The 22,214-nt window shown below is 67.3% G+C and carries 20 protein-coding genes; 7 read left to right on the top strand and 13 right to left on the bottom strand.

All coding sequences use genetic code 11. The annotated features are described in order from the left end of the window. Positions 1-11: 11 nt before the first annotated feature. From AB0M22_RS13630 to AB0M22_RS13615, 4 genes are all read right to left on the bottom strand, one after another. Positions 12-755 carry a hypothetical protein gene (locus AB0M22_RS13630; RefSeq protein ID WP_364725145.1) on the bottom strand — a complete coding sequence of 248 codons (744 nt, stop codon included), beginning with the start codon at positions 753-755 and terminating at the stop codon, positions 12-14. 106 nt (positions 756-861) lie between these two features. Further along, positions 862-1,626 carry an AIM24 family protein gene (locus AB0M22_RS13625; RefSeq protein WP_364726919.1) on the bottom strand — a complete coding sequence of 255 codons (765 nt, stop codon included), beginning with the start codon at positions 1,624-1,626 and terminating at the stop codon, positions 862-864. Between the two features lie 2 nt (positions 1,627-1,628). Next, entirely contained in the window at positions 1,629-2,333 is a 705-nt protein-coding gene (locus tag AB0M22_RS13620; RefSeq protein WP_364725142.1) for an AIM24 family protein, read from the bottom strand. 10 nt (positions 2,334-2,343) lie between these two features. Continuing rightward, complete coding sequence (locus tag AB0M22_RS13615; protein WP_364726916.1) at positions 2,344-2,967, bottom strand: AIM24 family protein; 624 nt, start codon at positions 2,965-2,967, stop codon at positions 2,344-2,346. A gap of 182 nt (positions 2,968-3,149) precedes the next feature. On the opposite strand from AB0M22_RS13615, the gene AB0M22_RS13610 reads away from it, so the two are divergent. Both AB0M22_RS13610 and AB0M22_RS13605 read left to right on the top strand, forming a co-directional pair. Continuing rightward, positions 3,150-4,559, top strand: coding sequence for a TerD family protein (locus AB0M22_RS13610; RefSeq protein WP_364725139.1), 1,410 nt, complete (start codon positions 3,150-3,152; stop codon positions 4,557-4,559). Positions 4,560-4,590: 31 nt separating this feature from the next. Further along, positions 4,591-6,219, top strand: a complete 1,629-nt coding sequence (locus AB0M22_RS13605) for a TerD family protein (RefSeq protein ID WP_364725136.1) — start codon at positions 4,591-4,593, stop codon at positions 6,217-6,219. On the opposite strand, the gene AB0M22_RS13600 is transcribed toward AB0M22_RS13605, so the two are convergent. Continuing rightward, positions 6,201-7,934, bottom strand: coding sequence for a glycosyltransferase 87 family protein (locus AB0M22_RS13600; RefSeq protein WP_364726913.1), 1,734 nt, complete (start codon positions 7,932-7,934; stop codon positions 6,201-6,203). The genes AB0M22_RS13605 and AB0M22_RS13600 overlap by 19 nt on opposite strands. 141 nt (positions 7,935-8,075) lie before the next feature. Here AB0M22_RS13600 and AB0M22_RS13595 point away from each other — a divergent pair, with 141 nt between their 5' ends. Beyond that, positions 8,076-8,408 carry a hypothetical protein gene (locus AB0M22_RS13595; RefSeq protein WP_364725133.1) on the top strand — a complete coding sequence of 111 codons (333 nt, stop codon included), beginning with the start codon at positions 8,076-8,078 and terminating at the stop codon, positions 8,406-8,408. Between the two features lie 285 nt (positions 8,409-8,693). On the opposite strand, the gene AB0M22_RS13590 is transcribed toward AB0M22_RS13595, so the two are convergent. Both AB0M22_RS13590 and AB0M22_RS13585 read right to left on the bottom strand, forming a co-directional pair. Next, positions 8,694-10,850, bottom strand: coding sequence for a transglycosylase domain-containing protein (locus AB0M22_RS13590; protein WP_364726910.1), 2,157 nt, complete (start codon positions 10,848-10,850; stop codon positions 8,694-8,696). Positions 10,851-11,529: 679 nt separating this feature from the next. Next, on the bottom strand, positions 11,530-11,940 hold the full coding sequence (locus AB0M22_RS13585) for a DUF5318 domain-containing protein (RefSeq protein ID WP_191093751.1): 411 nt from the start codon (positions 11,938-11,940) through the stop codon (positions 11,530-11,532). Between the two features lie 171 nt (positions 11,941-12,111). On the opposite strand from AB0M22_RS13585, the gene AB0M22_RS13580 reads away from it, so the two are divergent. Further along, positions 12,112-12,669, top strand: coding sequence for a PadR family transcriptional regulator (locus AB0M22_RS13580; RefSeq protein WP_150400309.1), 558 nt, complete (start codon positions 12,112-12,114; stop codon positions 12,667-12,669). Beyond that, entirely contained in the window at positions 12,662-13,762 is a 1,101-nt protein-coding gene (locus AB0M22_RS13575; protein WP_364725128.1) for an inositol-3-phosphate synthase, read from the top strand. The genes AB0M22_RS13580 and AB0M22_RS13575 overlap by 8 nt, the downstream gene beginning before the upstream one ends. 89 nt (positions 13,763-13,851) lie before the next feature. On the opposite strand, the gene AB0M22_RS13570 is transcribed toward AB0M22_RS13575, so the two are convergent. The 6 genes from AB0M22_RS13570 to AB0M22_RS13545 form a co-directional block, all read right to left on the bottom strand. Continuing rightward, entirely contained in the window at positions 13,852-14,277 is a 426-nt protein-coding gene (locus AB0M22_RS13570; RefSeq protein WP_135234039.1) for a GyrI-like domain-containing protein, read from the bottom strand. 10 nt (positions 14,278-14,287) lie between these two features. Further along, positions 14,288-14,746 (bottom strand): GyrI-like domain-containing protein, encoded by a 459-nt coding sequence (locus AB0M22_RS13565; protein WP_364725124.1) that lies wholly within the window; start codon positions 14,744-14,746, stop codon positions 14,288-14,290. Between the two features lie 188 nt (positions 14,747-14,934). Beyond that, a complete protein-coding gene (locus AB0M22_RS13560; protein ID WP_364725121.1) occupies positions 14,935-17,193 on the bottom strand; it encodes a transglycosylase domain-containing protein in 2,259 nt (752 codons plus the stop codon). 250 nt (positions 17,194-17,443) lie between these two features. Further along, positions 17,444-18,322: a carbohydrate ABC transporter permease gene (locus tag AB0M22_RS13555; protein ID WP_364725118.1), complete on the bottom strand. Its 879-nt coding sequence runs from the start codon at positions 18,320-18,322 to the stop codon at positions 17,444-17,446. Beyond that, on the bottom strand, positions 18,322-19,254 hold the full coding sequence (locus AB0M22_RS13550) for a sugar ABC transporter permease (RefSeq protein ID WP_364726907.1): 933 nt from the start codon (positions 19,252-19,254) through the stop codon (positions 18,322-18,324). Before AB0M22_RS13550 ends, AB0M22_RS13555 begins: the two co-directional genes overlap by 1 nt. Positions 19,255-19,390: 136 nt before the next feature. Continuing rightward, positions 19,391-20,692, bottom strand: a complete 1,302-nt coding sequence (locus AB0M22_RS13545; protein WP_364725116.1) for an ABC transporter substrate-binding protein — start codon at positions 20,690-20,692, stop codon at positions 19,391-19,393. Between the two features lie 121 nt (positions 20,693-20,813). Between AB0M22_RS13545 and AB0M22_RS13540 the strand changes: the two genes are divergently transcribed. Both AB0M22_RS13540 and AB0M22_RS13535 read left to right on the top strand, forming a co-directional pair. Continuing rightward, entirely contained in the window at positions 20,814-21,680 is an 867-nt protein-coding gene (locus tag AB0M22_RS13540) for a DUF2786 domain-containing protein (protein ID WP_364725113.1), read from the top strand. Then, positions 21,677-22,189 carry a TIGR04338 family metallohydrolase gene (locus tag AB0M22_RS13535; protein WP_364725110.1) on the top strand — a complete coding sequence of 171 codons (513 nt, stop codon included), beginning with the start codon at positions 21,677-21,679 and terminating at the stop codon, positions 22,187-22,189. Before AB0M22_RS13540 ends, AB0M22_RS13535 begins: the two co-directional genes overlap by 4 nt. Positions 22,190-22,214 lie beyond the last annotated feature (25 nt).

The following is a 22,214-nucleotide window of genomic DNA, read 5'->3' as shown; positions in this document are numbered from 1 at the left end:
GCAGCGCCTCGTCACGGCCTACGTTCACGGAATTGATTGAGCCAGTCGATGCCGTCGCGCAGGCTCGGCGATCGATCGATTCGGGGCTGTTCCCGATCGCTGCTGCGCTGGTCATCGGCGGGTTTGCGCAGATACTGCTCTCGATCGGACCAGTCTCGCGGTGTGGGGGCGGTGTGTCCGTAGCCGCCGTCCCGTGAGTCACGCGGCTGCGCGGACCCGGGATGTCCGAGGTTGTTGAGAAACCGATCTAGGTACGAATTGTCCGCTCCGCGTTGGTCATACGCCTTTGCCGCGGCCGCTTTCTTGTTCGGCGCGAACGTAACGCCGGTCGAAATCGCCCGCAGTCCCAGGGTGAGCATCTCCCCGAGCATGCTGATACCAATCGACAACGTGATCGGCTTGGCATCGTGATGCATTCCCATGGTGCTGCCGAGCAGACTGATCCCGAAACCCACCACGATCGAAGTCCCCCAGACCACAAGGGTTTTCACGGTATAGCGCTGCCATAGATGCCCGTCGCGAGCAAACAGCACCGTGGTCGTCCCACGCACCGCACCGAATGCGATGCCGACCACCCCACCGATGACCAGCCAGACGATATCGATCGAACTGAGATCATCGACCTTGGTCACGCTGTAAACACCGATCCCCACCAGAATCAACGGCGTCAAAAACGTGTCTCGCGCATCAACCGGTTCGCCCATGAACCGCTTCACGATCAACACGATCGCCCCGACAATGATCGCGAACATCAACCCGACGCTCATGATGCCTCCCAGCAAGAAGTCCTGCCGGAAAACTAACGCCGCGGCTACCGCCCCTGAGTCCGTCGAACGTAGGACCCGAAGGATGATTCCAGGGTCAGTACCCCTGCTGCCCGCCCAGTTGCTGGGTGATGATGGCTTGCAGGCGTTGCAGCCCGCTCGGCGTGATCCCGCTCTGGATCTGGCCCTCGATGGTGCGCACCAGCATGGCGTCGCTGAGCACCTTCTCGCTGGACTGGATCAGCACGGTGCCCGCGCCGGTGAAGTCGAACTGGCGTTCCTCGCCGGAGTTCACGCCGAACCGCGCCGCGCCGGCGGCCAGGAAGCTGGAGATCCAGCGCTGGTCGTAGTGGTGGCTGGGGGAGGGGCAGTCGGCCCAGCCGACCAAGGCCTCCGGGTCCACCCGCAGCGGCGGCTCGGCGAACATGACCGGGCCGTTGGAGGAGGCGAGGAACTTGCCGGTGCCGATCATGGTGAGGAAGCCGGGCACGATCGACTGGTTCAGCGACAGGCCTGGCTCGAAGGCGAGCAGGTTGGCGGCGCGGATGGTGAGGTTGCCGTTGTCCTCGAGGTCATAGGAATTGATGTCGTAGCCGCGGTCGCCGATGATCAGCTTGCCGTGCCCCTCGGCCACCACGTAGTCGCCGGTGAACAGCGGAGCCGAGAACTGTTGCGACACCATGTGCAACAGCCCGCCCTGCAGGCCGTGGGTGAGCATCTGGAATCGCATGTCGCCGTAATAGGCGATCATCGCGCCCTTGCGCATGAACCACGGCTTGTTCAGGTCGATGCAATAGGCGTAGCTGTTTCCCGGAAGATTGTCGCTCTCGCCGAGATTCATCGGATTCAGGATTTCCGGCATGGTCACAACTTCTCTTCCGAGGCCTGCACGTACACGACTCCCTGTCCGACACAATGCAATTGCATGGCCTCGCCGGAGCCGCGTCCCACCGCGTCGCGCCAACTGAGCGCGGTCTTGAGTTCGGTCTGCACATTTCCGTACGCGGCGACGAACGCCTGCGGGTCCACGACGATCGGATTCGGCCCGCCCACTTGCAATTCCAGGAATCCGCCGTGTGCGAGCAGCACCGCAGCACCCTGCCCGGACAACTGCGTGGTGAACATGCCCTGACCGGTCAGCGCGCCGGTCGCGGCCCCGCGCAACGCACCCATGATGCCGCCGCCTCCGCCGCCACCCCCGCCCGAACTCATCACCGAGACAATGGAACTCTGCAATCCGGCGGTATTGGCCAGCAGCCGCGACGCCTCCACCCGCAGCATCGCGCCGGGCTGCATCTGGACCACGTGGACCTCCAGCCCCGCGAATCCGTAATGCACCTCGCCGTTGCCCTGCGCGAGCATGGTGCGCTCGTGCTCGCCCGCCATCATGCGCCCGGCCATCCGCATCAGCCCGCCACCGCCGGCGCCCATCCCCTGGCCGCCCGGAATCTGGTGCGGCGCAAAGGAAACGTCGCCGGTGTAGAACAGCATCGCGCCGGTGCGGGCGGCCACGCCACCCGCCATGCCGACATTGACCTTGACGACCTTGCCGTTGACTTTCTCGAACATCCGCTCGCCCTTACCGTTCCGCCGGCTGGATCAGTACCACGCCCTGGCCGTCCCAGCGCAGCGAGAACGCCTCGCCGGCGTCCTGGCCGACGAGCGTGCGCCAGGACACGTCGGTGACAAAGGACTGATTGAGGTTGCCGCGCGCCGCGACGAACGCGTCCGGGTCGACCACCAGCGGGTACTGCGGGGACACCTCGAGGTGGATCAGCGGCCCGCCCGCCGACAGCAGCGCGACCTGGCCCTGCCCGGTCACCGTGGTGGTGAACAGGCCGGCGCCGGTCGACGCGCCGCGCAGGCCGGCGAACCGCACGTCGGTGCGCAGGTTCCCGGCGAACGCCAGCAACTGCTGCGATTCCACCTGCAACGTCTCGTTGTTCAGGTTGACCACGGTGACGTGCTGCCCGTTCACCGCGAAGAAGACCCGGCCGTTGCCGGAGCATTCCATCAGCGCGAGTTTCTCGCCGGTGGCGCGGCGCTTGAGCCCGGCGAGCACGCCGTCTCCGCCGCCGAAACCGGCCGCCTTGAACTGGACGTTGCCTTCGTAGGCGATCATCGAGCCGGAAATCGCGCGAAGGCTGGTCCCGGCGAGATGCGCCTCGATCACCTTCTTGGATTGTTCGAACAGTTGCGCCATGAGGGTGTTCTGCCTGCTGTCTCGATCGGGAACATGGAAAATCGCCACATTCCAACTGCGTGTCGACACATTAACCGATCACCCCCGCAACTGTCGGGATCTATCGACTCGTTTACCGGAACCGTCACCCGAGCGTTTCTCGTAGAGTGGCATCGAACGCACCGACAAGCGAAGGGTCTAACTTGTCCGCAACACTCGCCAAGGGCCAAAACGGTCCGCTGGCCACGAACGACGTGGTGGTCTCCATCCAGCTCACGGCGCCCGCGGATCTGTCCGCACTATTGGTCACCGAGCAGGGCAAGGTCCGCACCGACGCGGACTTCGTCTTCTTCAACCAGCCGAGCGGACCAGGGGTCAACTTGCAGCCCGGGCCCGCCGGGCAGCCCGCCTCGCTTGCGGTGTCGTTGAACTCGGTGCCCGCCGATATCGCGCAGATTCGCGCGGTGATCACCCTGGACGACGCGAACAGCAACTTCGGCCGGTTCCCCGCGCCGACCGCGATCGTCTCGGACGCGTCGGGTAACCGGTTGTTCGAGTACCAGATCGAGGGCTTGAGCACCGAGTCGATCGTCATCGCGCTCGAGGTGTACCGCCGCCAGGGCAGTTGGAAGGTGCGTGCCGTCGGACAGGGCTACGCGGGCGGTTTCGCCGCGCTGGTCACCGACCACGGCGTGACCGTCGACGACTCGCCCGCCCCGGCGCAGCAGGCCCAGCCCGCGGCGCAGGCCGCGCCTCCACCGCCGCCGCAGCAGCAGGCCCCGGCCTACCCGACGCAGCCCCCGCCGAACTACCCGCCGCCGACCACCCCCGCGTACCCGGCGCAGCAGAATCCGCAGGCCGCGCCGACCGGTGGCTACCCGCCGCCGGGACCCGGCTACCCGCCGCCCGGCCCGGGTTACCCGCCGCCGCCCGGACCCGGTGGCTACCCGCCGCCCCCGCAGGGCGGTTACCCGCCGGCCGGACAGCCGCCCCCGCCGCAGCAGCCGCCCGCCGAGGTCAGCCTCAGCAAGGACCGCCCGGTCAGCCTGGTCAAGGGCCAGCGGGTCACCCTGCGCAAGGAGGGCGGCGCCGCGCTGACCTTCGTCAAGATGGGTCTCGGCTGGGACCCGGTGAAGAACCGCGGCATGTTCGGCAACCGCACCGTCGACGTGGATCTCGACGCTTCGGTGGTCATGTTCGCCGACACCAACCCGGTGGACGTCGCCTACTACGGCCAGCTGACCTCCAAGGACGGCTCGATCCGGCACCAGGGCGACAACCTCACCGGCGAGGGCGAGGGCGACGACGAGGTGATCCTGGTCGATCTCACCCGCATCCCGGCGCACGTGAGCACGCTGGTGTTCATCGTGACCTCGTACAAGGGCCACACCTTCGAGCAGATCCAGAATGCGTTCTGCCGCTTGGTCGACGGCACCAACAACGCCGAACTGGCCCGCTACACCCTGGCCGGCGGCATGCCGTTCACCGCGATGGCGATGGCCAAGGTGTTCCGGGTCGGCAACGACTGGAAGCTGCAGGCCCTCGGCGAGGGCTTCGCGGCCAAGCACCCCGGCGAGGCGGTGCCCCACCTCGGCCGGTTCTTGCAGCACTGATCGAGGTGGCGCGAACAGCAAGGCAGACAACGTGATTCAACTCAAGCCCGGCCAGAACACGCCACTGGCCGGTGGAGTCGTCCGGTTCGGGGCGAAAGCCGAGGCGGCGCTGGATGTTTCGGCGCTGGTCGTGGCGGAGAACCTCAAGGTGTTCAGCCCGGACGATTTCGTCTTCTACAACCAGCCGAGCGCGCAGGGCGTGCGGCTGGACGGGGATCAGGTGACCATCACGCCGGCCGAGGTGCGCGGCGACGCGAAATCGGTGCTGCTGGTGGTCAGTGCCGATCCGGCGGTGCCGGGTCGGCCGGGTGGTCTCGGCACGGTGACCGCGACCCTGTCCGAAAACGACGAGGCGGCAGCGGAATTCGTGATCACGCCGTCGTCCGGCGAGGCGGCGCTGATCTGCCTGGAGGTGTACCGCCGCGGCACCGGCTGGCGGCTACGCGCCGTCGGACAGGGCTACTCCGGTGGTCTCGGCGTGCTGCTGACCGCGCACGGCGTCGAGGTCGAAGACGATCCGGCGGACCCCTCGGCGCAGACCGGGTCGGCGGCGCAGACCGGCGACGTGGCCCAGCCGAGCGGTGCGCAGCCGCCGGGCCCCGGCGTGCACACCATGGCCGGGCCGATGGCCGGCGACGCCCGCTCCGCCGGGGCGTCGCCGATCGAGGTCGGGCACGGACTGGAACGCCTGTGGATGATCTTCGAGGATGCCGCTCGCTCGGCCGCTGCGCTGGTCTCCGCCCGGGACTACGCGGCCAAGCGGCTCGATCACGAGTTGTCCGCTGCTGTTTCCGATCCCGCGACCCGCAACACCCCGGCCGCCGACGCCGCGCGCCGGGCCGCGCAGCAGCGCAATGACGAGCTGATCGCCACCGCGGAGACCAACCATCAGCGCGACAGCGCGCAGCTCGTGCGCGAGCTCGCCGATGCAGACCTGATGTTGCCGCCCGCGCTGGCGTCCTGGGACTCCCCGGTCTGGGACAAGCCGATCACCCCGAGTGACGGCATCCGCCTCGGCGAGCTGTACGCGCGCGAACGCGGGACGCTGCGCGTGCCGTATTGCGTTCCGGTGCCGTTGAATCGGCCGCTGTGGATAGATACCGAATCCACGCGCGCGGTGGCCCCGGTGGTGGGCGCGCTGCTCGCGCGGCTGCTCACCTCGACGCCGGGCCGGCGCACGCTGGTCGACATCATCGATCTGACCGGGGCGTTCAGCGGCTTCACCGGGTTGCTCGCGCCGGTGCTGAACGGGCCGCCGATCACCGACCACGGCGAGATCTCCGAGCGGTTGCAGGCCCTGGTCCAGGCCGCCGAGCTGGCCGAGCTGGCCTTCACCAGCGGCATGGGCAGCCCGCCCAAGGAGCACCGGATCCTGGTCGCCGCGGATTTCCCGCACGGCTACCAGAGTTCGGACGCGCAGCGGATCGGCTCGCTGATCATGCGGGGCGATCTGATCGGGCTGTCGACGGTGATCATCGGCAGCGACGAATCCGAATCCGCCGATACCACCGTGGCCATGCTGTCCCAGTCGTGCCGGCACCTGCCGACCGTCGACGGGACGCCGCTGTTCGATCCGTGGACCGGCAGCCCGTGGCAGCTGGACCTGGACCTGCTGCCTCAGGAACCCGCGCTGCTCGCGCGCTACCTGCGCACCCATTGAGCGGCGTCGCCGGCCTGCGAGTTCCACTCGCGGGCCGGCGCCAACCGGGGACGTAAGAACTCGGGCAGCCAGGCCAGCAACGGATCCGGCGCGCGATCGACGATGCCGCCGATCGGATCGTCGACGTAATCCCGGCGCACCAGGTCCTCGCCGGGGCGATAGATCTGCCGGACGATCAAGGCGCACAACGCGATCACCGCGAGGTCGCGCAACACGACCGCACCGGTGAACCACTGCTCGGGCAGGCCCTTCTTGTCCAGGCCGAGGTAGTAGAACATCCGCGGCGCCCAGACCAGCGCGTCGATCGTCATCCAGGCCAGCAGGATTCGCCGGTGCGGCAGCGCGAGCACGGCGATCGGGACCAGCCACAGCGAGTACTGCGGGCTCCACACCTTGTTGGTCAGCAGGAACGCGGCGATCACCAGGAAGCACAGCTGCGCGAGCCGCGGGCGTTGCGGTGCGGTGAGCGCGATGTAGCCGATCACCGTGCACGCGAGGACGAACGCCAGCAGCGACACCGCGTTCAGGATGACCGGTTGCTGGTCGTGGGTGAGCACCCCGTCGAAGCCGGGCCAGCCGGTGAACGAGGTGATCACGTTGTACAGCGAATCCGGGTCGGCGTGCCGGGAGGTGTTGAGCCGGAAGAATTCCCGCCAGCCGTTCGGATACAGCGCGGCGATCGGCAGGTTCACCGCGATCCAGGTGCCGAGCGCGGCCGAGACGGTGACGGCGGCGGCACCGAGCGGGCGGGTGCTGAGCAAGTGCACGCGATAGGGGGTTTCGCGAAGCCAGTCCAGCGCGGTGGACCAGCTGTTGATGTCGCGCAGCCGCAGCCCGAGCTGGGTGCTCGGCATCCGCTGCATCGGATCGGCGCGCAGGCACAGCACCACGATCGGGCCGAGCAGCAGCAGCGGATACAGCTTGGCGGCGCCGCCGAGGCCGAGCAGCAGGCCCGCGAGCGCGGGCCGCCGGCGTGCCCAGGCCAGCAGGCCGGTCGCGGCCAAAGCCGTTGCCAGCGCGTCGAAATTGGTGAAGATGTGCACGATCACCAGCGGTGAGCAGGCGATCAACGCGGCATCCCACACCCGGCGCCCGGCCAGCTGCGCGCTCGCCCACACGGTGACCAGCCAGGCCAGCGCGAGACCGAACGCGACCACGTTGAAATAGATCACCACCTGTAGCGCGCCGGGCAGCGGCGCGGCATCCCAGGCCTTGGCGATGCGCATCGAAAGGTATTGGTACAGACCGGATAACACCGGGTACTCCATGTACCGGGTTTCCCGGCCGCCGTCGGAGGTCTGCTCGGTCCAGTCCTTCTTGTACGGGAACGCGCCCTCGTTCAACCGCTCCGCGCCGTAGAGCGGGACCGTGTCCGAGTAACACATCGCCACGTACTGGCGGCCGTTGTTCCAGTCCAGCGTGAGCGAGCCGTCCGCGGTCGTGGTCTGCTGAATGCAGCCCGCCTTGCCGAACCAGCCGAACGCGAGGAATACCACGGTGAACGCGAGCAGCACCCGCATCGGCGTCCAGAACCGCACCCGCCCGATCAGCGCGTGCTCACCGACCGGCCCGCCGATCACCGTGGACAGCTGCGCGGTCAGTGAATCGTTGCGGCTGGGCCGATCTCGCGCGTCGGCCGACCGCAGATCCGGCGCGAGCGGGCCGGGGGCGACGTAGTACGCGCCACTTGCGGAGAACCCCTCCGCGTCTGGCATGCGTCTGCTCGGCCGCGGGTCCACCAGTTCCTGATCGGTCACGCCAACCGAGGCTACCGGGAGTGGGTTTACAGGATCGGATCGAGTCACTTGCTCATTCCGTGGACTAGGGCCAAGCGGTGTACTTTTCGCTTCCGGAAGTTGTCGACCGATGTTACGCTCGAAGCGAGTAAGTTTTCACTGGGGATGCAGACTTCTTCAACCGGGGGCGTAATGTTCAAGAAAATTCTTGCCACAGTATCCATTGCTGGAGCGATGCTTGTCGGCTTGGCCGGCAACGCATCGGCCGGACATCCATCGTATTCAGACTGCTTGAATTTCAAGGGGATTACCGACAAGTGCGTCGAGGTCGGTACCAACGATTGGGTTGTCGTGGACGGCTACTGGTCGTACACCGAGTGCCTGAGCTGGGCAGGGGCGATGGAGAAGTGCTACCAGGACCCCAATGGCTTCTACTACAAGACCCATCAGTAATTAGTAGCTGCCCGATAAGCTCTGGTCGTTGTTATCGGCCAGAGCTTGCGGCATTTCATTGCGGGCAACTTATTGCATCTCGCCTGTGCATTTTCTTCTGAAATCTGCGCATCAATAAATTGTCTTGACCTGTATCAGGCCGAGGTGAGTGTTCGTGCGATACAGGCGATTCATTTCACGCCACAGTACCGCCCTGAGTCGTCCGAACTACTCGACGCGGGTGGTCGAGGTTTCCGTTCGGCTCGCGCCGTCCCCACTCGGCTGAGTGGGGACGGCGCGATCGAGCTACCTGCTGCGAGTGGTCGGCGGAGCGCCGGTGCTCTCCGCCTGACCGGGCCGTGGCGTGCCGGAGGTCGGCGACTCGGTCGCCATCGGCTGGCCAGGCAGCGGTGTCGGGCCGTCTTCCCGCGGTTGCTGCTGTTGTTGCGGTTGCTGCTGGGCCTGCGGCCGCGGTTGCCCGCCCGGGATCTGGATCGGGCCGAACGGGGTGTCGATCTGCGGCGGGAGCATGATCGGCGGGATGAGCGGCGGCGGTGCGTCGGTGGTCGACGGCGGGGTGAACGGAGCCGACCAGGCGGGAACACCTGCCTGCCCCTTGATCGGCGCGGGCTTCGGGAAGGTCTCGTTCTTCGTGCCCTCCAGCGCACCGTCCATGGTGGCCTTCCAGATATCGGACGGCAGGCCGGAACCGTAGATCATGCCGCCCTGGTAATTGCGCAGCGCCGTACTGTCGACGGCGCCCACCCACACCGCAGTGGACAGCGACGGCGTGTAGCCGACCATCCAAGCGTCCTTGTTCTCGCCGGTATCGAGGAGCTGAGCGGTGCCGGTCTTGGTGGCCGAATCGCGGCCGCCCGACAGATTGTGGTTACGCGACCACGCGGCGATGGGCTTCATCGCGTCGGTGACGTTGTCGGCGACTGCGGCGTCGACCCGCTTCTCGCCGGCGACCTCACCGCGATCCAGCAGCACCGAGCCGTCGGCGGCGACCACCTTCTGCACGAAATGCGGTTTGTGATAGATGCCCGAGGCGGCCAATGTGGCGTAGGCGGAGGCCATGTCGAGCGGGCGGGACTGATACTGGCCGAGCACGATGCCGTTGTTCGGGCCACTGCCGTCGGACTCGGTGAGCGACTTACCGACGCCGGGAATGTTCTCCGGGATGCCGAGCTTGTGCGCCATATCCGCGATCTTGTTCGGGCCGTTGCCCATATCGATCTGCATCCGGTAGAAGCTGGTGTTCAGCGACCGCTTCAGGGCCTCGGCGATGGTGCACATGCCGCAGCCTTCGCCCTCGACGTTGGTGATCTTGATGCCGTTCACCGTGATCGGCGAACTGTCGTACAGCTGCGAAAGCGGAATGCCCTGTTCGAGATTCGCCGCGAGGCCGAACACCTTGAAGGATGAGCCCGGTTGCAGGCCTGCGTTGGCGTAGTCCCAGCCCTGGCCGTCGTCACCGCCGTAATAGGCGCGCACGCCACCGGTCTTCGGATCCACCGAGACGACCGCGGCACGCAGCTTCTCCGGCTCGCCCTGCATCTTCTTCTGCGCGGCGTCCACGGCGGCCTTCTGCGCCTTCGGATCGATGGTCGTGGTGATCGACAGGCCGGCGGTGTTCATCTGCTGCTCGCTGATGCCCTCGGCGGAGAGCTCCTTGAGCACCTGGGTCTTGATCAGACCCTCCGGACCGGAGTCCAGGGTCTTGTCCTTGGAGGCCGTCGACACCGGAACCACCTGCGGGTACTGCATGCCCTGCCGCTCGGCCGCGGGCAGATTGCCGCCGGCGACCATGCCGTCGAGCACATAGTTCCAGCGGGTCTTCGCGCCCTCGGGGTTCTTCTCCGGGTCCAGGCCGGACGGCTGCTGGATGGTCGCGGCGAGCACCGCGCCCTCGGCGGCGGTCAGTTCGGTCACCGGCTTGCCGAAGTAGGCCTTGGCGGCGGCGTCGATGCCGTAGGCGCCACGACCGAAGTAGATGGTGTTCAGGTACGCGGTGAGGATTTCGTCCTTGCTCCACTGGCGCGCCATCTTGGCCGAGATGACCAGCTCGCGCATCTTTCGGGTGAGCGAGCGTTCGTCACCGACCAGCGCGTTCTTCACGTACTGCTGGGTGATCGTGGAACCACCACCGGCGCTTTCCTTGCCGAGCACGTTGTCCCGGGCGGCGCGGGCGAAGCCGGAGATGGAGAAGCCGGGGTTGGAGTAGAAGTCCCGGTCCTCGGCCGCGATCACCGCGTTGCGCACGTGCGCCGGGATCTGCTCGATCGTGACGTCGGTCCGGTTACCTTCCGGCGGAACGACTTTGCTGACCACGGTCTCGCCGTCGGCGGCCAGGATGGTCGCCACCTGATTGGTTTTGAGGTCACCGGGCTGGGGTACCGAAACAGTCGTGTACGCGATCAGGAAGACGCCGCTGGGAATCAGGATGGCCATGGCCATCATCACGTAGATGACCCGGCGCACGATCCGCCACGGCGATTTCTTCTTCGCGCCGGGCTTGCGCTTACCCGGGCCGGAACCGTCGCCACCGCTGCCGCCGTTGCGGCGCGGGGGCGGGCCGGACGGCGGGCCACCCGCGGTCTGCCTGCGTTCGCCGGTGCCGTTGCCGGGATCACCGACGCGGCGGGCGCGTTCGGCGCTCGGCCGCGGTCCGGTAGGCGGACCGCCGCGGCGGCCGCGGTCGGCGACCACGTCGCTCAGCGAGTTGCGCTCGATCTTCTGGGTCGCCTGCGCGCCGGGCGGCGGGGCGGGGTTGGGCCGGCCCTGCGGCGGCCGCTGGTGCGGCGGCGGGGGCGGTCCAGGACGACGCTGTGGCTGCGGGCCGCGCAGCTCCCCCGGGTAGGGGGCGGGGCGCTGGGCCGGCGGCGGGCCGGGCGGCCGGGCGCCGGGCGGTGGCGGCGGCCCTGGGCGGGGATTCTGATACGGATTGGGACCAGGCTGTGAACTCCGTGGAGGACGGCCGCCATGCGGTTCATCGCCGTAGGGGGAAGTCTCGTAGGGCGAATTCACTGACAAGATCTCCATAACTCGTAACGTTGCGGATGGCTCGGGGCGGTCATTTCGACCGCAGCGGACACGTGTTGGCTCCGCGAGTCATCCGACGGGCAGATGACCAGGCACTTCATTCGGCTGCGGTGCGCCGGGTCCCGGTGCGGCGCCGTGTTGGCGCCGGCGTGGTACCGAGGACGTAGGACTGCACCAGATGATTCCAGCTGCAGCTGCGGCATACCTCGACGACATGGACCGAGAACTCCTCACGAGTCTCGGCGAGGCGGGTCAGTTCCTCCGGTGTGCGGGCCGAACCCGCCACCGGTCCGAGACCGTCGCCGTAGACCCAAGATACAAGCGTGAGCTGTTCTTTCCGGCAGATCGGGCATGTGACCTCGCTCCCCCGACCGTGGAACTTCGCCGCACGCAGCAGGTAGGGATTCGCATCACATACCGAGGCGACATCGACGCGGCCCGCATACACGTCAGCCAGCAACGACCGACGCCGAAGGGCGTAGTCGACCACTTGCCGCTGGATTCGCACGAGAACCAGAGTAGCGGTGTTGCCGAGGGGCCGCCCTGGCTCAGGGGTATGAGACACCCGGTAGATCGGTCTTTATATCGCCCAGGCCTGTGCACAGTTATATCGGTCCGATATAGTTTGGAGTCGCATCCATCGGTAAAGGTCTGTACATCGTCAGGGAGGTGAAGCCCGGTGCTCGAGCTGGCAATCCTCGGGCTGCTCCTCGAATCGCCCATGCACGGCTACGAGCTGCGCAAGCGGCTGACCGGCCTGCTCGGCGCGTTTCGGGCCTTCTCCTACGGATCGCTCTATCCGACGCTGCGCCGCATGCAGTCGGACGGGCTGATCGCCGAGGAGATCCCGGCGGGCGTGGTCACGCGCCGAGCCCGCCGCGTCTACCAACTGACTCCGGCGGGACGCGAACGGTTCAGTGAACTGCTCGCCGACACCGGTCCGCAGAACTACACCGACGACGGCTTCGGCGTTCACCTCGCCTTCTTCAGCCGCACCCCCGCCGCCGCGCGGATGCGGATTCTGGAGGGCAGGCGACGCCAGGTCGAGGAGCGCCGAGAAGGACTCCGGGAGGCGATCAAGAAGGCCAGCGGGTCGCTCGATCGCTACACCCGGCAGCTCCACCAGCTCGGACTCGAATCAAGCGAGCGCGAAGTGCGCTGGCTCAACGAGTTGATTGCGGCGGAGCAATCGACGAAGGCGGCACCACAGAAAGAGGGAAATATCGGCCATGAGTGATGACAAGAAGGCTGACAACGCCACAGAAGTTCGCGTCGCCATCGTAGGTGTGGGCAACTGCGCTTCCTCGCTGGTCCAGGGTGTGCAGTACTACAAGGACGCGGACGAGACCGCGACCGTGCCCGGGCTCATGCACGTCAAATTCGGCAAGTATCACGTCCGGGACGTGAAGTTCGTCGCCGCGTTCGACGTCGACGCGAAGAAGGTCGGCTTCGATCTGGCCGAGGCCATCTTCGCCAGCGAGAACAACACCATCAAGATCTCCGACGTGCCGCCGAGCGACGTTGTCGTGCAGCGTGGTCCGACGCTCGACGGCATCGGCAAGTACTACGCCGAGACGATCGACCTGTCCGAGGCCGAGCCGGTCGACGTGGTCAAGGTCCTGAAGGACAACAATGTCGATGTCCTCGTCTCCTACCTGCCGGTGGGTTCGGAGGAGGCGGACAAGTTCTACGCGCAGTGCGCCATCGACGCGAACGTCGCCTTCGTCAACGCGCTGCCGGTGTTCATCGCCTCCGACCCGGTGTGGGCGGAGAAGTTCACCAAGGCGGGCGTGCCCATCGTCGGTGACGACATCAAGAGCCAGGTCGGCGCGACCATCACGCACCGCGTCATGGCCAAGCTGTTCGAGGACCGCGGCGTGCAGCTCGATCGCACCATGCAGCTCAACGTCGGCGGCAACATGGACTTCAAGAACATGCTCGAGCGCGAGCGGCTGGAGTCCAAGAAGATCTCCAAGACCCAGGCTGTCACCAGCAACCTGAAGAAGGAGATGGGCGCCAAGGACGTGCACATCGGCCCGTCCGACCACGTCGGCTGGCTCGACGACCGCAAGTGGGCCTACGTCCGGCTCGAGGGCCGCGCCTTCGGCGACGTGCCGCTGAGCCTGGAGTACAAGCTCGAGGTGTGGGACTCGCCGAACTCGGCGGGCATCATCATCGACGCGGTGCGCGCCGCGAAGATCGCCAAGGACCGCGGCATCGGCGGACCGGTCATCCCGGCCTCGGCGTACCTGATGAAGTCCCCGCCGCAGCAGCTGGCCGACGACGTGGCCCGCACGCAGCTGGAAGCGTTCATCATCGGCGCCGAGTAATTCGGTGGCGCTGACGTAGTTCTGCCAGCGAAATGAGCCGGGCCCCACGAAAGTTCGTGGGGCCCGGCTCATTTGCGTCGGGGCGGGGTTCAGTCCAGCGAGACGTAGACCTCGACCGAGGTCGGTCCGGTGTAGCGCTCGATCTCCGCCGTGTGCGATCGGGTGATGGTGCCTGCGCTCTCCGCCTTGCGCACCTGTGCCCACGCGGTGCGCAGCAGGTCGTAGGGCTTGTCGGAGACGACGAACTTGGCGTAGCGGCCGTGCGGGACGCGGGTGAGCACGTCCCCGGCGTCCATCTCGTCCATCGAGGCCACCTCGTAGCCGAGCACGGCGACGGCGTGGTCGTTCTGGCCGATGTAGGCGGCCACCCGGGGCACGCTCTTCTCCCGCGCCAGGTAGCGGTCCCAGGTGAAGTTCACCAGGTCGAGGTCGCGCGCGGTCACCTCGCGTCCGGCGAGCGGGACGGTCAGTCCGGCGACCAGGCTTTCGTCCAACGTGACAATCTCGAAGTCCACAGTGTTGTTCCTACCCGTCGACTTGATCGTCTGCCAGCGCTACGAAGACTTCGGCCGTCCGCGCGTCGGGATAGTGCTCCCAATCGCCGGTGTAGGCGCGCACGAACCGGCCCGCGGCCTCGGCGTCCCACACCGAGCGCCAGATGTGCACGATGGTGTCGCCCAGGTTGTCGCCGCTGGCGATGAACCGGGCGAACTTGCCCGCGGGCACCCGGGCGAGCACATCGCCGGGTAACAGGTCCTCCACAGCGCGGCAGCGATAGCCGACGATGTGGGTCAGATACGAATTGATTTCCGGCGCGTGGTCGACGTAGGCGGTCGTCGGCGGCCCGGGCAGCTGGCGGGCCAGGTTGCGCTTCCACGCCTCTTCGACTTTCGCGCGGCGCGGTCCTTCGACCGCGAGCGCCGGGCTGCGAAGTACTGTTCCCGCCACCAGCGTCTCGGGTTGGTCAACGACATTGAAATCCACCGGCGTAGCCCCTATGTCTCGTCTGTCTCCAATTGGCGGCGTCGTCGCTCGAGCGCATATCCTTCCGCATCGATCCCGCGGCGTCGGCGTCGGCCTTGTCCGACACACTCGCTGTTCGCTCTCACTCTGGCAAACGATGCTGCCATGTCATCCGTTCCCCTGGGTGCAGGAAGGTCACAGCATCGTCGCTATCCAGGCACCGGGATGGTCAGTCCGGGAAAAATTTCCACTTCCTTAGGTGTCGGCGGCGCCGGCGGGATGATGATGACCGGTTCGCGTGGCGGCCCCGGCGGCGGATTCAGGATGTCGTAGGTGCCGCCGGACGGCTTGTTCGCCGACGGCGGCGCGGCCGTGGCGCCCGCCGCGGCGGGGGCGGCCGGGAACTGCTCGTTCGGCGTGCCGGCCAGCGCGCCGTCCATCACCTGCTTCCAGATGTCGGCGGGCAGGCCGGACCCGTAGATGTCGGTGCCGCGGGCGGTGTGGATCGGCTGCGACTGTTCGGTGCCGATCCAGACCGCCGTGGACAGCGACGGGGTGTAGCCGATCATCCAGGCGTCCTTGTTCAGCTTGGACTCGCCGAGCTGGGTGGTGCCGGTCTTGGCCGCGGACGGGCGGCCGCCGGCCAGGGCGTGCCCGTTGGAGTACGCGGCGATCGGCGTCATCGCCTGCGTGGTGTTGTCGGCGATGGCGCGCGGGATGCGCTGCTGCCCCGCGGGCAGCTGCTTGCCGGTCTGCTGCTCGGGCGCGCCGCGGTCCAGCAGCACGCGGCCGTCGCCGGTCACCACGCGCTGCACGAAGTACGGCTGGTGATACACGCCGGACGCGCCGATCGTCCCGTACGCCGACGCCATGTCGATCGGGCGAACGAGATACTGCCCCAGCACGATTCCGTTCAGCGGCCGCCCGCCGTCCTCGGTCAGGGTCTTGCCCGCGACGCCGGGGATCTCCTCCGGAATGCCCGCCGCGTGCGCCGCGTCGGCAATCGCCTTGGGCCCGTCGAACATCGACATGGTCAGCCGGTAGAAGCTGGTGTTGAGCGAGCGTTTCAGGGCCTCGGCCATGCTGCACCGGCCGCACGTCTCGCCGTCCACGTTGGTGATCTTGGTGCCGCGGTCGGTGACCGGCGAACTGTCCAGCATCCGGTTCAACGGAATGCTCTGCTGCTGCGCCGCGATCGCCGCGAACGGCTTGAACGCCGACCCGGTCTGCAACGGCGCCTGCGCGTAGTCGTAGCCGATGCCGTCCGTGCCGCCGAAGTAGGCGCGCACCGCGCCGGAGCGCGGGTCGATCGACACGATCGCGGCGCGCAGCTCGGGCGGCTGCCCGCTGAGCCGGTCGCGCACCGTGTCCAGCACCGACTGCTGCGCCTTCGCGTCGATCGTGGTGGTGATCTGCAATGCGCCGGTGTCGAGTTCGTGTTCGCTGATGCCGGAGGAGCGCAGCTCGCGGACCACCTGGGCGCGGATCAGGCCCTCGGGGCCGCGGGCCACGTTGTCGTCCGGGATCTCGTTGAGCGGGATGATCGGCGGGAAGGCGGTGGCGTCCCGGTTGCCCGGCGAGAGCACGCCCATCTCGACCATGCCGTCGAGCACGTACTTCCAGCGCGCGGTCAGGTCGGGCAGATGGGTTTCCGGGTCCAGGATCGACGGCGTACGCACCAGCGCGGCCAGCACCGCGCCCTCGGCCAGGCTCAGCTGGTTCACCGGCTTGTTGAAGTAGACCTTGGCCGCCGCGGCGATGCCGTAGGAGCCACGCCCGTAGTAGATGGTGTTGAGGTAGGCGGCGAGGATGTCGTCCTTGCTCCACTGGCGGGCCATCTTGGCCGAGATGATCAGCTCGCGCATCTTCCTGGTGAGCGTGCGCTCGGAGCCGAGGAAGGCGTTCTTCACGTACTGCTGGGTGATGGTGGAGCCGCCGCCCGCGTTGTCCCGCCCGAGCAGGTTGTCCCGGGCGGCGCGCAGGAAGCCGGAGGTCGAGTAGCCGGGGTTGGTGTAGAAGTTGCGGTCCTCCGCGGAGAGCATCGCGTCGCGGACCGGCTGCGGCACCTCGGCCAGCGGGATCGGCGTCCGATTGCCGTTGGGCGGCACGACTTTGGCGATCACCGTGCTGCCGTCGCCGGCCAGGATGGTGGCGATCTGATTGGTCTGCACCGAATCCGGGCCGGGGATCTCGGCGCTCCAGTAGACGAGCACGAACAGCAGCGCCGGAACCGCGCCGAAGATGATGAACAGGGCGAGCACCAAACGGCGGAAGCGTTCGCCGCGGGTGCGCGGCGGGCGATTCGGATCGGGCGTCGGGCGTGCTGATTTCGGCGCTCGCGTGGCGCGCGCGGGTCGCTTACCGCGGGCCGGGACGGTCTCCAGCTCGTTGAAGCCCGCGATCGAGGCGTACGGCGCGGCCTCGGGTTTGTCGCGCGAGCCGCCTCGCCGCCGCCGGAACGAGCTCACGACCGCGCCTCACTGACGCTCGGCACCCGCGTGCGCCGAGGCGCATCGCGTCTCTGGTGGCGCTCGTTCACGATCATCTCCTCCCGGAGCGTCGGCCGAAACTCACCTGCACGAACAACGATCGGAAATGGACCTACCCCGCGGGCCCGACTTTACTCGCGCCGTGGGTGAGCCGCGATGCTATCACCGGGCCGCGACAGCCCACCAGGATTGCGGCTATTGCCCGAAAAACCTGCCCTGAGCGGTGTTTCTAGCTCTTGACGCCACCCGCGGTGAGGCCGGAGATGATCCGGCGCTGGAACAGCAGCACCATGATGACCAGCGGAATCGACACCATGACGCCCGCGGCCATGATCGCGGCGTACGGCTCGACCAGCGGATTGTTGCCGGAGAAGCGGGCCACCGCGACGGTCACCGGTTCGGTGCTGCCGCTGGAAAGCAGTCGGGCCAGCAGGTATTCGTTCACCGCCGCGATGAACGCGAGGATCGCCGTGGTGAACACCGCCGGCGCGGCCAGCGGCAGCATCACCAGCCGGAACGCCTGCAACTTGGTGGCCCCGTCGATCCGCGCGGCTTCTTCGAGCTCCCACGGGAGTTCGGCGAAGAACGACGCCAGGATGTACACCGTCATCGGCAGCACGAACGAGATGTTCGGGATGATCATCGCCTGGTACTTGCCGATCCAGCCGATGTTGGTGAACAGCTGGAACAACGGGGTGACCAGCACGACCACCGGGAACATCGACGCGCTCAGGATCAGCCCGGACACGACGTACTTGCCCCGGAAGGTGAGCCGGGCCAGTGCGTACGCCGCGAGCACGCCGAGCACCAGCGCGATCACCGTGGTGACCGACCCGATGATCACGCTGTTGGCCAGCGCCTTGCCGAAGTTGTTGCCCCGGCTGGTGTCGAACGCGTTGCGGAAGTTCTCGAAGGTCAGGTGCGTCGGCCAGGGCGTGCTGTCGAAGGTGTAGTCGGGATCGCGGAACGCGGTCACCGTCATCCAGTAGAACGGCCCGAGGCCCCAGATCAGCACGATCGCCACACCGGCGTAGAGCCGCACCGACCGGAATCGTTGCAGCCACGCAACCTTCTGCGCGGCAGGCTTTTCCGCAGTCCGAACCGACATCAGTGCGCCTCCCGCTGTTCTTCCTGAGTGCGGACTGCGTTGGCGCCCAACACCTTCACCAGTACGAAGGCCACCGCGAAGATCATCAGGAAGGTGATCGTCGACAGTGCGGCGGCGCTGTTGGGACCCTGCCGGACCTGATCGACCACCAGGATCGACACCACCCGGGTGGACGGGTTGCTCAGCGTCATGATCGCGGGCAGGTCGTACATGCGCAGCGCGTCCATGGTGCGGAACAGCACCGCGACCAGCAGGGCGGGCTTCAGCAGTGGCAACGTGATCTGGGTGAACCGCTGCCAGGCCGACGCGCCGTCGACCCTGGCCGCCTCGTACACGTCGGCGGGGATCACCTGGAGACCGGCGAGCAGCAGCAGCGCCATGAACGGCGTCGTCTTCCACACGTCGGCGGCGATCACCGCGAACCGCGCGGGCCACGCGTCGGAGGTCCACAGGATGTGTGTCCCGAGTACCCGGTTCACCACCCCGTCGTACTGGAACATGAACTCCCACAACCGCGCGGTGACCGCGGTCGGGATCGCCCACGGGATCAGCACGGCGGCGCGCAGCAGTGCGCGGCCCTTGAACGTCTTACCCATCACCATGGCGAAGCCGAGGCCGAGGGTGGCCTCCAGCGTCACCGTGATCACGGTGAAGAACAGCGTGACGCCGATCGCCACCCAGAACTGCGAGCCGAGGTTGCCGGTCGGGCAGCTGACCGTCTCGCCGCCCGCCTGGCACTGCTGCAGCAGCCAGTGCGTGTAGTTGGAGAAGCCCGCGCTGCCGCCCTCGACGAACATGCCCGTCGCCGGGTCCAGACCCGAATCCTTCTGGAACGACATCCACAGCGCCCGGATCACCGGGTAGCCGATGACCACGGCCAGCGCCAGCAGCACCGGCGTGACGAACAGCCACGCCTTGCCGGAACGCCGCATTTCCAAAGCCAGGGTCTCGCCGAGGCCACGCTTGCGTGGCAGGAACTCGTCACTCGGCACAGTGCTGGCCGCTCCCGAAGGATCCGACACCGTTTCTCTCTCCTACGGGTCTCGTCGGGTCCGCTGCGCTATCCGCCTACGATCCCGCGGTCTCGATGCCCTTCTGCATCCCGATGATCGCGTCGTCGACGGACTTGTTCTGCTTGAGCGCAGCATAAGCGTTGTCCTGGATGGCTTTCGACACCGCGGGGTAGAACGGCGTGACCGGACGCGGCACCGCGCTGGCGATGGAATCCTTGAGCGCGGGCAGGTACGGCATCTTCGCGATCAGCGCCGGGTCGTCGTACATCGAGGCGCGCACCGAGGGCAGCGCGCCCGAGGCGACGATGTGCTGCGCGTCCTCGCTGATCAGGAACCGCAGGAAGTCCAGCGCGGTGGCCTTGTTCTTGGAGTACGAGCTGATCGCCGCGTTGTAGCCGCCGAGCGTGGACGCGCCGACGCCGTTCTCGCCGGGCAGCGGGGCGACACCGAACTTGTCCTTCACCGAGGACGCGTCGCCGCCGACGTCACCGTAGGTGGACGGCCACGACCGCAGGAACATGAGCTTGCCCTGCGCGAACGCGTTGCTGCTCTCCGGCTCCTTGAAGGTGATCGCTTCCTGCGGGATGTTGCCGTCCTTGTAGGCGTCGACCAGGACCTTGAGGCCGGCGCGCGCCTGCGGGCTGTTCACCGTCGGGGTTTTGCCGTCGGCGCCGACGAAGCTGCCGCCGTAGGCGTTGATCACCTCGGCCGCGTTCACCGTCAGGCCCTCGTACGGCGCGAACTGCCCGGCGTAGCAGCCGATGTTCTGCGCCTTGGCGACCGGGCACTGCGAGATCAGTTCGCTCCAGGTCTTGGGCGGGTTGGGCACCAGGTCCTTGCGGTAGAACAGCAAGCCGCCGTTGGTGTTGCGCGGCGCCGCGTAGAGCGTGTTGTTGTAGGTGGCGCTGGCGACCGGCGGGGAGAGCAACGCGGAGGTGTCGATGGCGAAGGAATCCTTCAGCGGCTGGATCCAGCCCTTCGCGGCGAACTCGGCGGTCCACGGCACGTCCAGGGCGACCACGTCATAGGTGGACTGCTTGGACCGCATGTGCTCGACCAGGTCGTCGTACTGCTGCGAGGCGTCGTTCGACTGTTCCTTGAACGTCACCTGCTCGTCCGGGTGCGACGCGTTCCAGCGCTCGATGAGCTGCTTGACCGCACCGGTCTCGGTGGTGTCCTTGCCCTCGACGTAGGTGATCGGCCCGCGCCCGCTGAGGTTCTGGCTCGTCGGACTCCCACCGCTGTCGCTGGAGCAGGAGCTGGTGAACGTCGCCGTCAGCAGCGCGACCGAGACGGCCGCGAACACGGCCTTCGGTACGAGCGACGTACGTAGGGACGACACCTTTTTCACAGCCATCGCGGACACTCCAAGTCGATCGTGAGCATTAGCACACCCTGCCGGTTGCACAACGCAAGATACATGGTGGGGGAGTGACTCGGGGGATTGTGGCGGGAAGTCCTCGCTACTCTGGCGTGTGATGACATCGCCGAACCCGGTTCCCGAGCGGATGCTGACCCGCATCGGCGGGCTGCTGCGCCAGGCCGAATCCACCGACAACGAGCACGAGGCCGAGGCGTTTCTCGCCGCGGCCCAGCGACTGGCGACCCGCTCGTCGATCGACCTGACGGTGGCCCGTGCGCACGTCGCGGGCCGTGAACGCAGGCCGACGCCGATCCAGCGGATCATCCCGATCGGCGAGCCGGGCAAGCGCGGACTGCGCACCTACGTCCAGCTATTCGTCGCGATCGCGCACGCCAACGATGTGCGCTGCGATGTCGCTCGCACCTCCACACAGGTGTACGCCTACGGTTTCGATTCCGATATCGACACGTGCGAGGCGTTGTACGCGAGTCTGCTCGTCCAGATGGTGCGGGCGTCGGATCAATACATCAAGTCCGGGCAGTACCGCACCGCGACGGTGGAGAAGCTGGTCACCGAAAAGCGCTGGGGGCGCAAGGTGCAACGCAAGGTGCAGGCGCCGGTCGCCGGGGTGACCGCGCGGTTGAACTTCCAGATGGCGTTCGCGGCGCGGATCGGGCAGCGGCTGGCCGCGGTGAAGGCGGAGGTCGAGGCCGAGGTGGTGCCCGGCGACAGTTCGGCGGCCGGCACCGCGCTGGCGTTGCGCAACAAGGAAATCGAGCTCACCGACTTCTACGCCAGTACGTCCGAGGCGCGCGGGACCTGGCGGGGGCCGCAGGCGTCGGCCGGGCATTCGGCGGCGGCGCGGCGGGCGGGAGACCGGGCGGGCAAGGCCGCCCGCCTGGGTAATTCGCCCGAACTCGGTGCGCCCCGTGGGCAATTGACCTCCCGGAAGTCGCGCGGTTCGGGCAACGGTTCGTCGTGAGCGTTCGAGATACCCAGCGCGCCAAGGTGTATGACGCCGAGCAGTTGGTGCGGGGGATGTTCGATCGGGCCGATGAGCACGGGAGCCGGACGGTCGAGTTGTACGGTTCGCACCTGACGTTGCCGATCGAGCGGCGGTTCGCCTCGGTCGAGTCGGTGCAGAATTATGCGGACAAGGTGCTCGCGCTCAATTGGGTTCGGGGGCAATGGGATCGCGCTGGGACAGCGGTACGGGTGCGTTCCCGCGCGGGAACGGCCGCTGCGCACTATGAGGCCGAAGACGCGGTCCTCGCGGTACCGCTGCACACCGGCAGTCGGGCATGGGCGTTGCGCGAACTCGTGATCCTGCACGAATTGGCGCATCATCTGGAGTCGAACGTCGGCGCGGTCGCTCCGCACGGGCCCGAATTCTGCACCCGCTACCTGGAATTGGTCGACGGGATCATCGGGCCGGAGGCGGCGCTGGTGTTGCGGGCGACGATGCTGGGGTGTGGTGTGCGGCTGGGGTAGTGCCCGGTCTGTGCGGACAATATCG

It is taken from the genome of Nocardia sp. NPDC051756 (assembly GCF_040681495.1).
Lineage (GTDB): Bacteria > Actinomycetota > Actinomycetes > Mycobacteriales > Mycobacteriaceae > Nocardia.
Note: the sequence above shows the minus strand (reverse complement) of the source record. Positions and strands in the feature narration are given on the sequence as shown.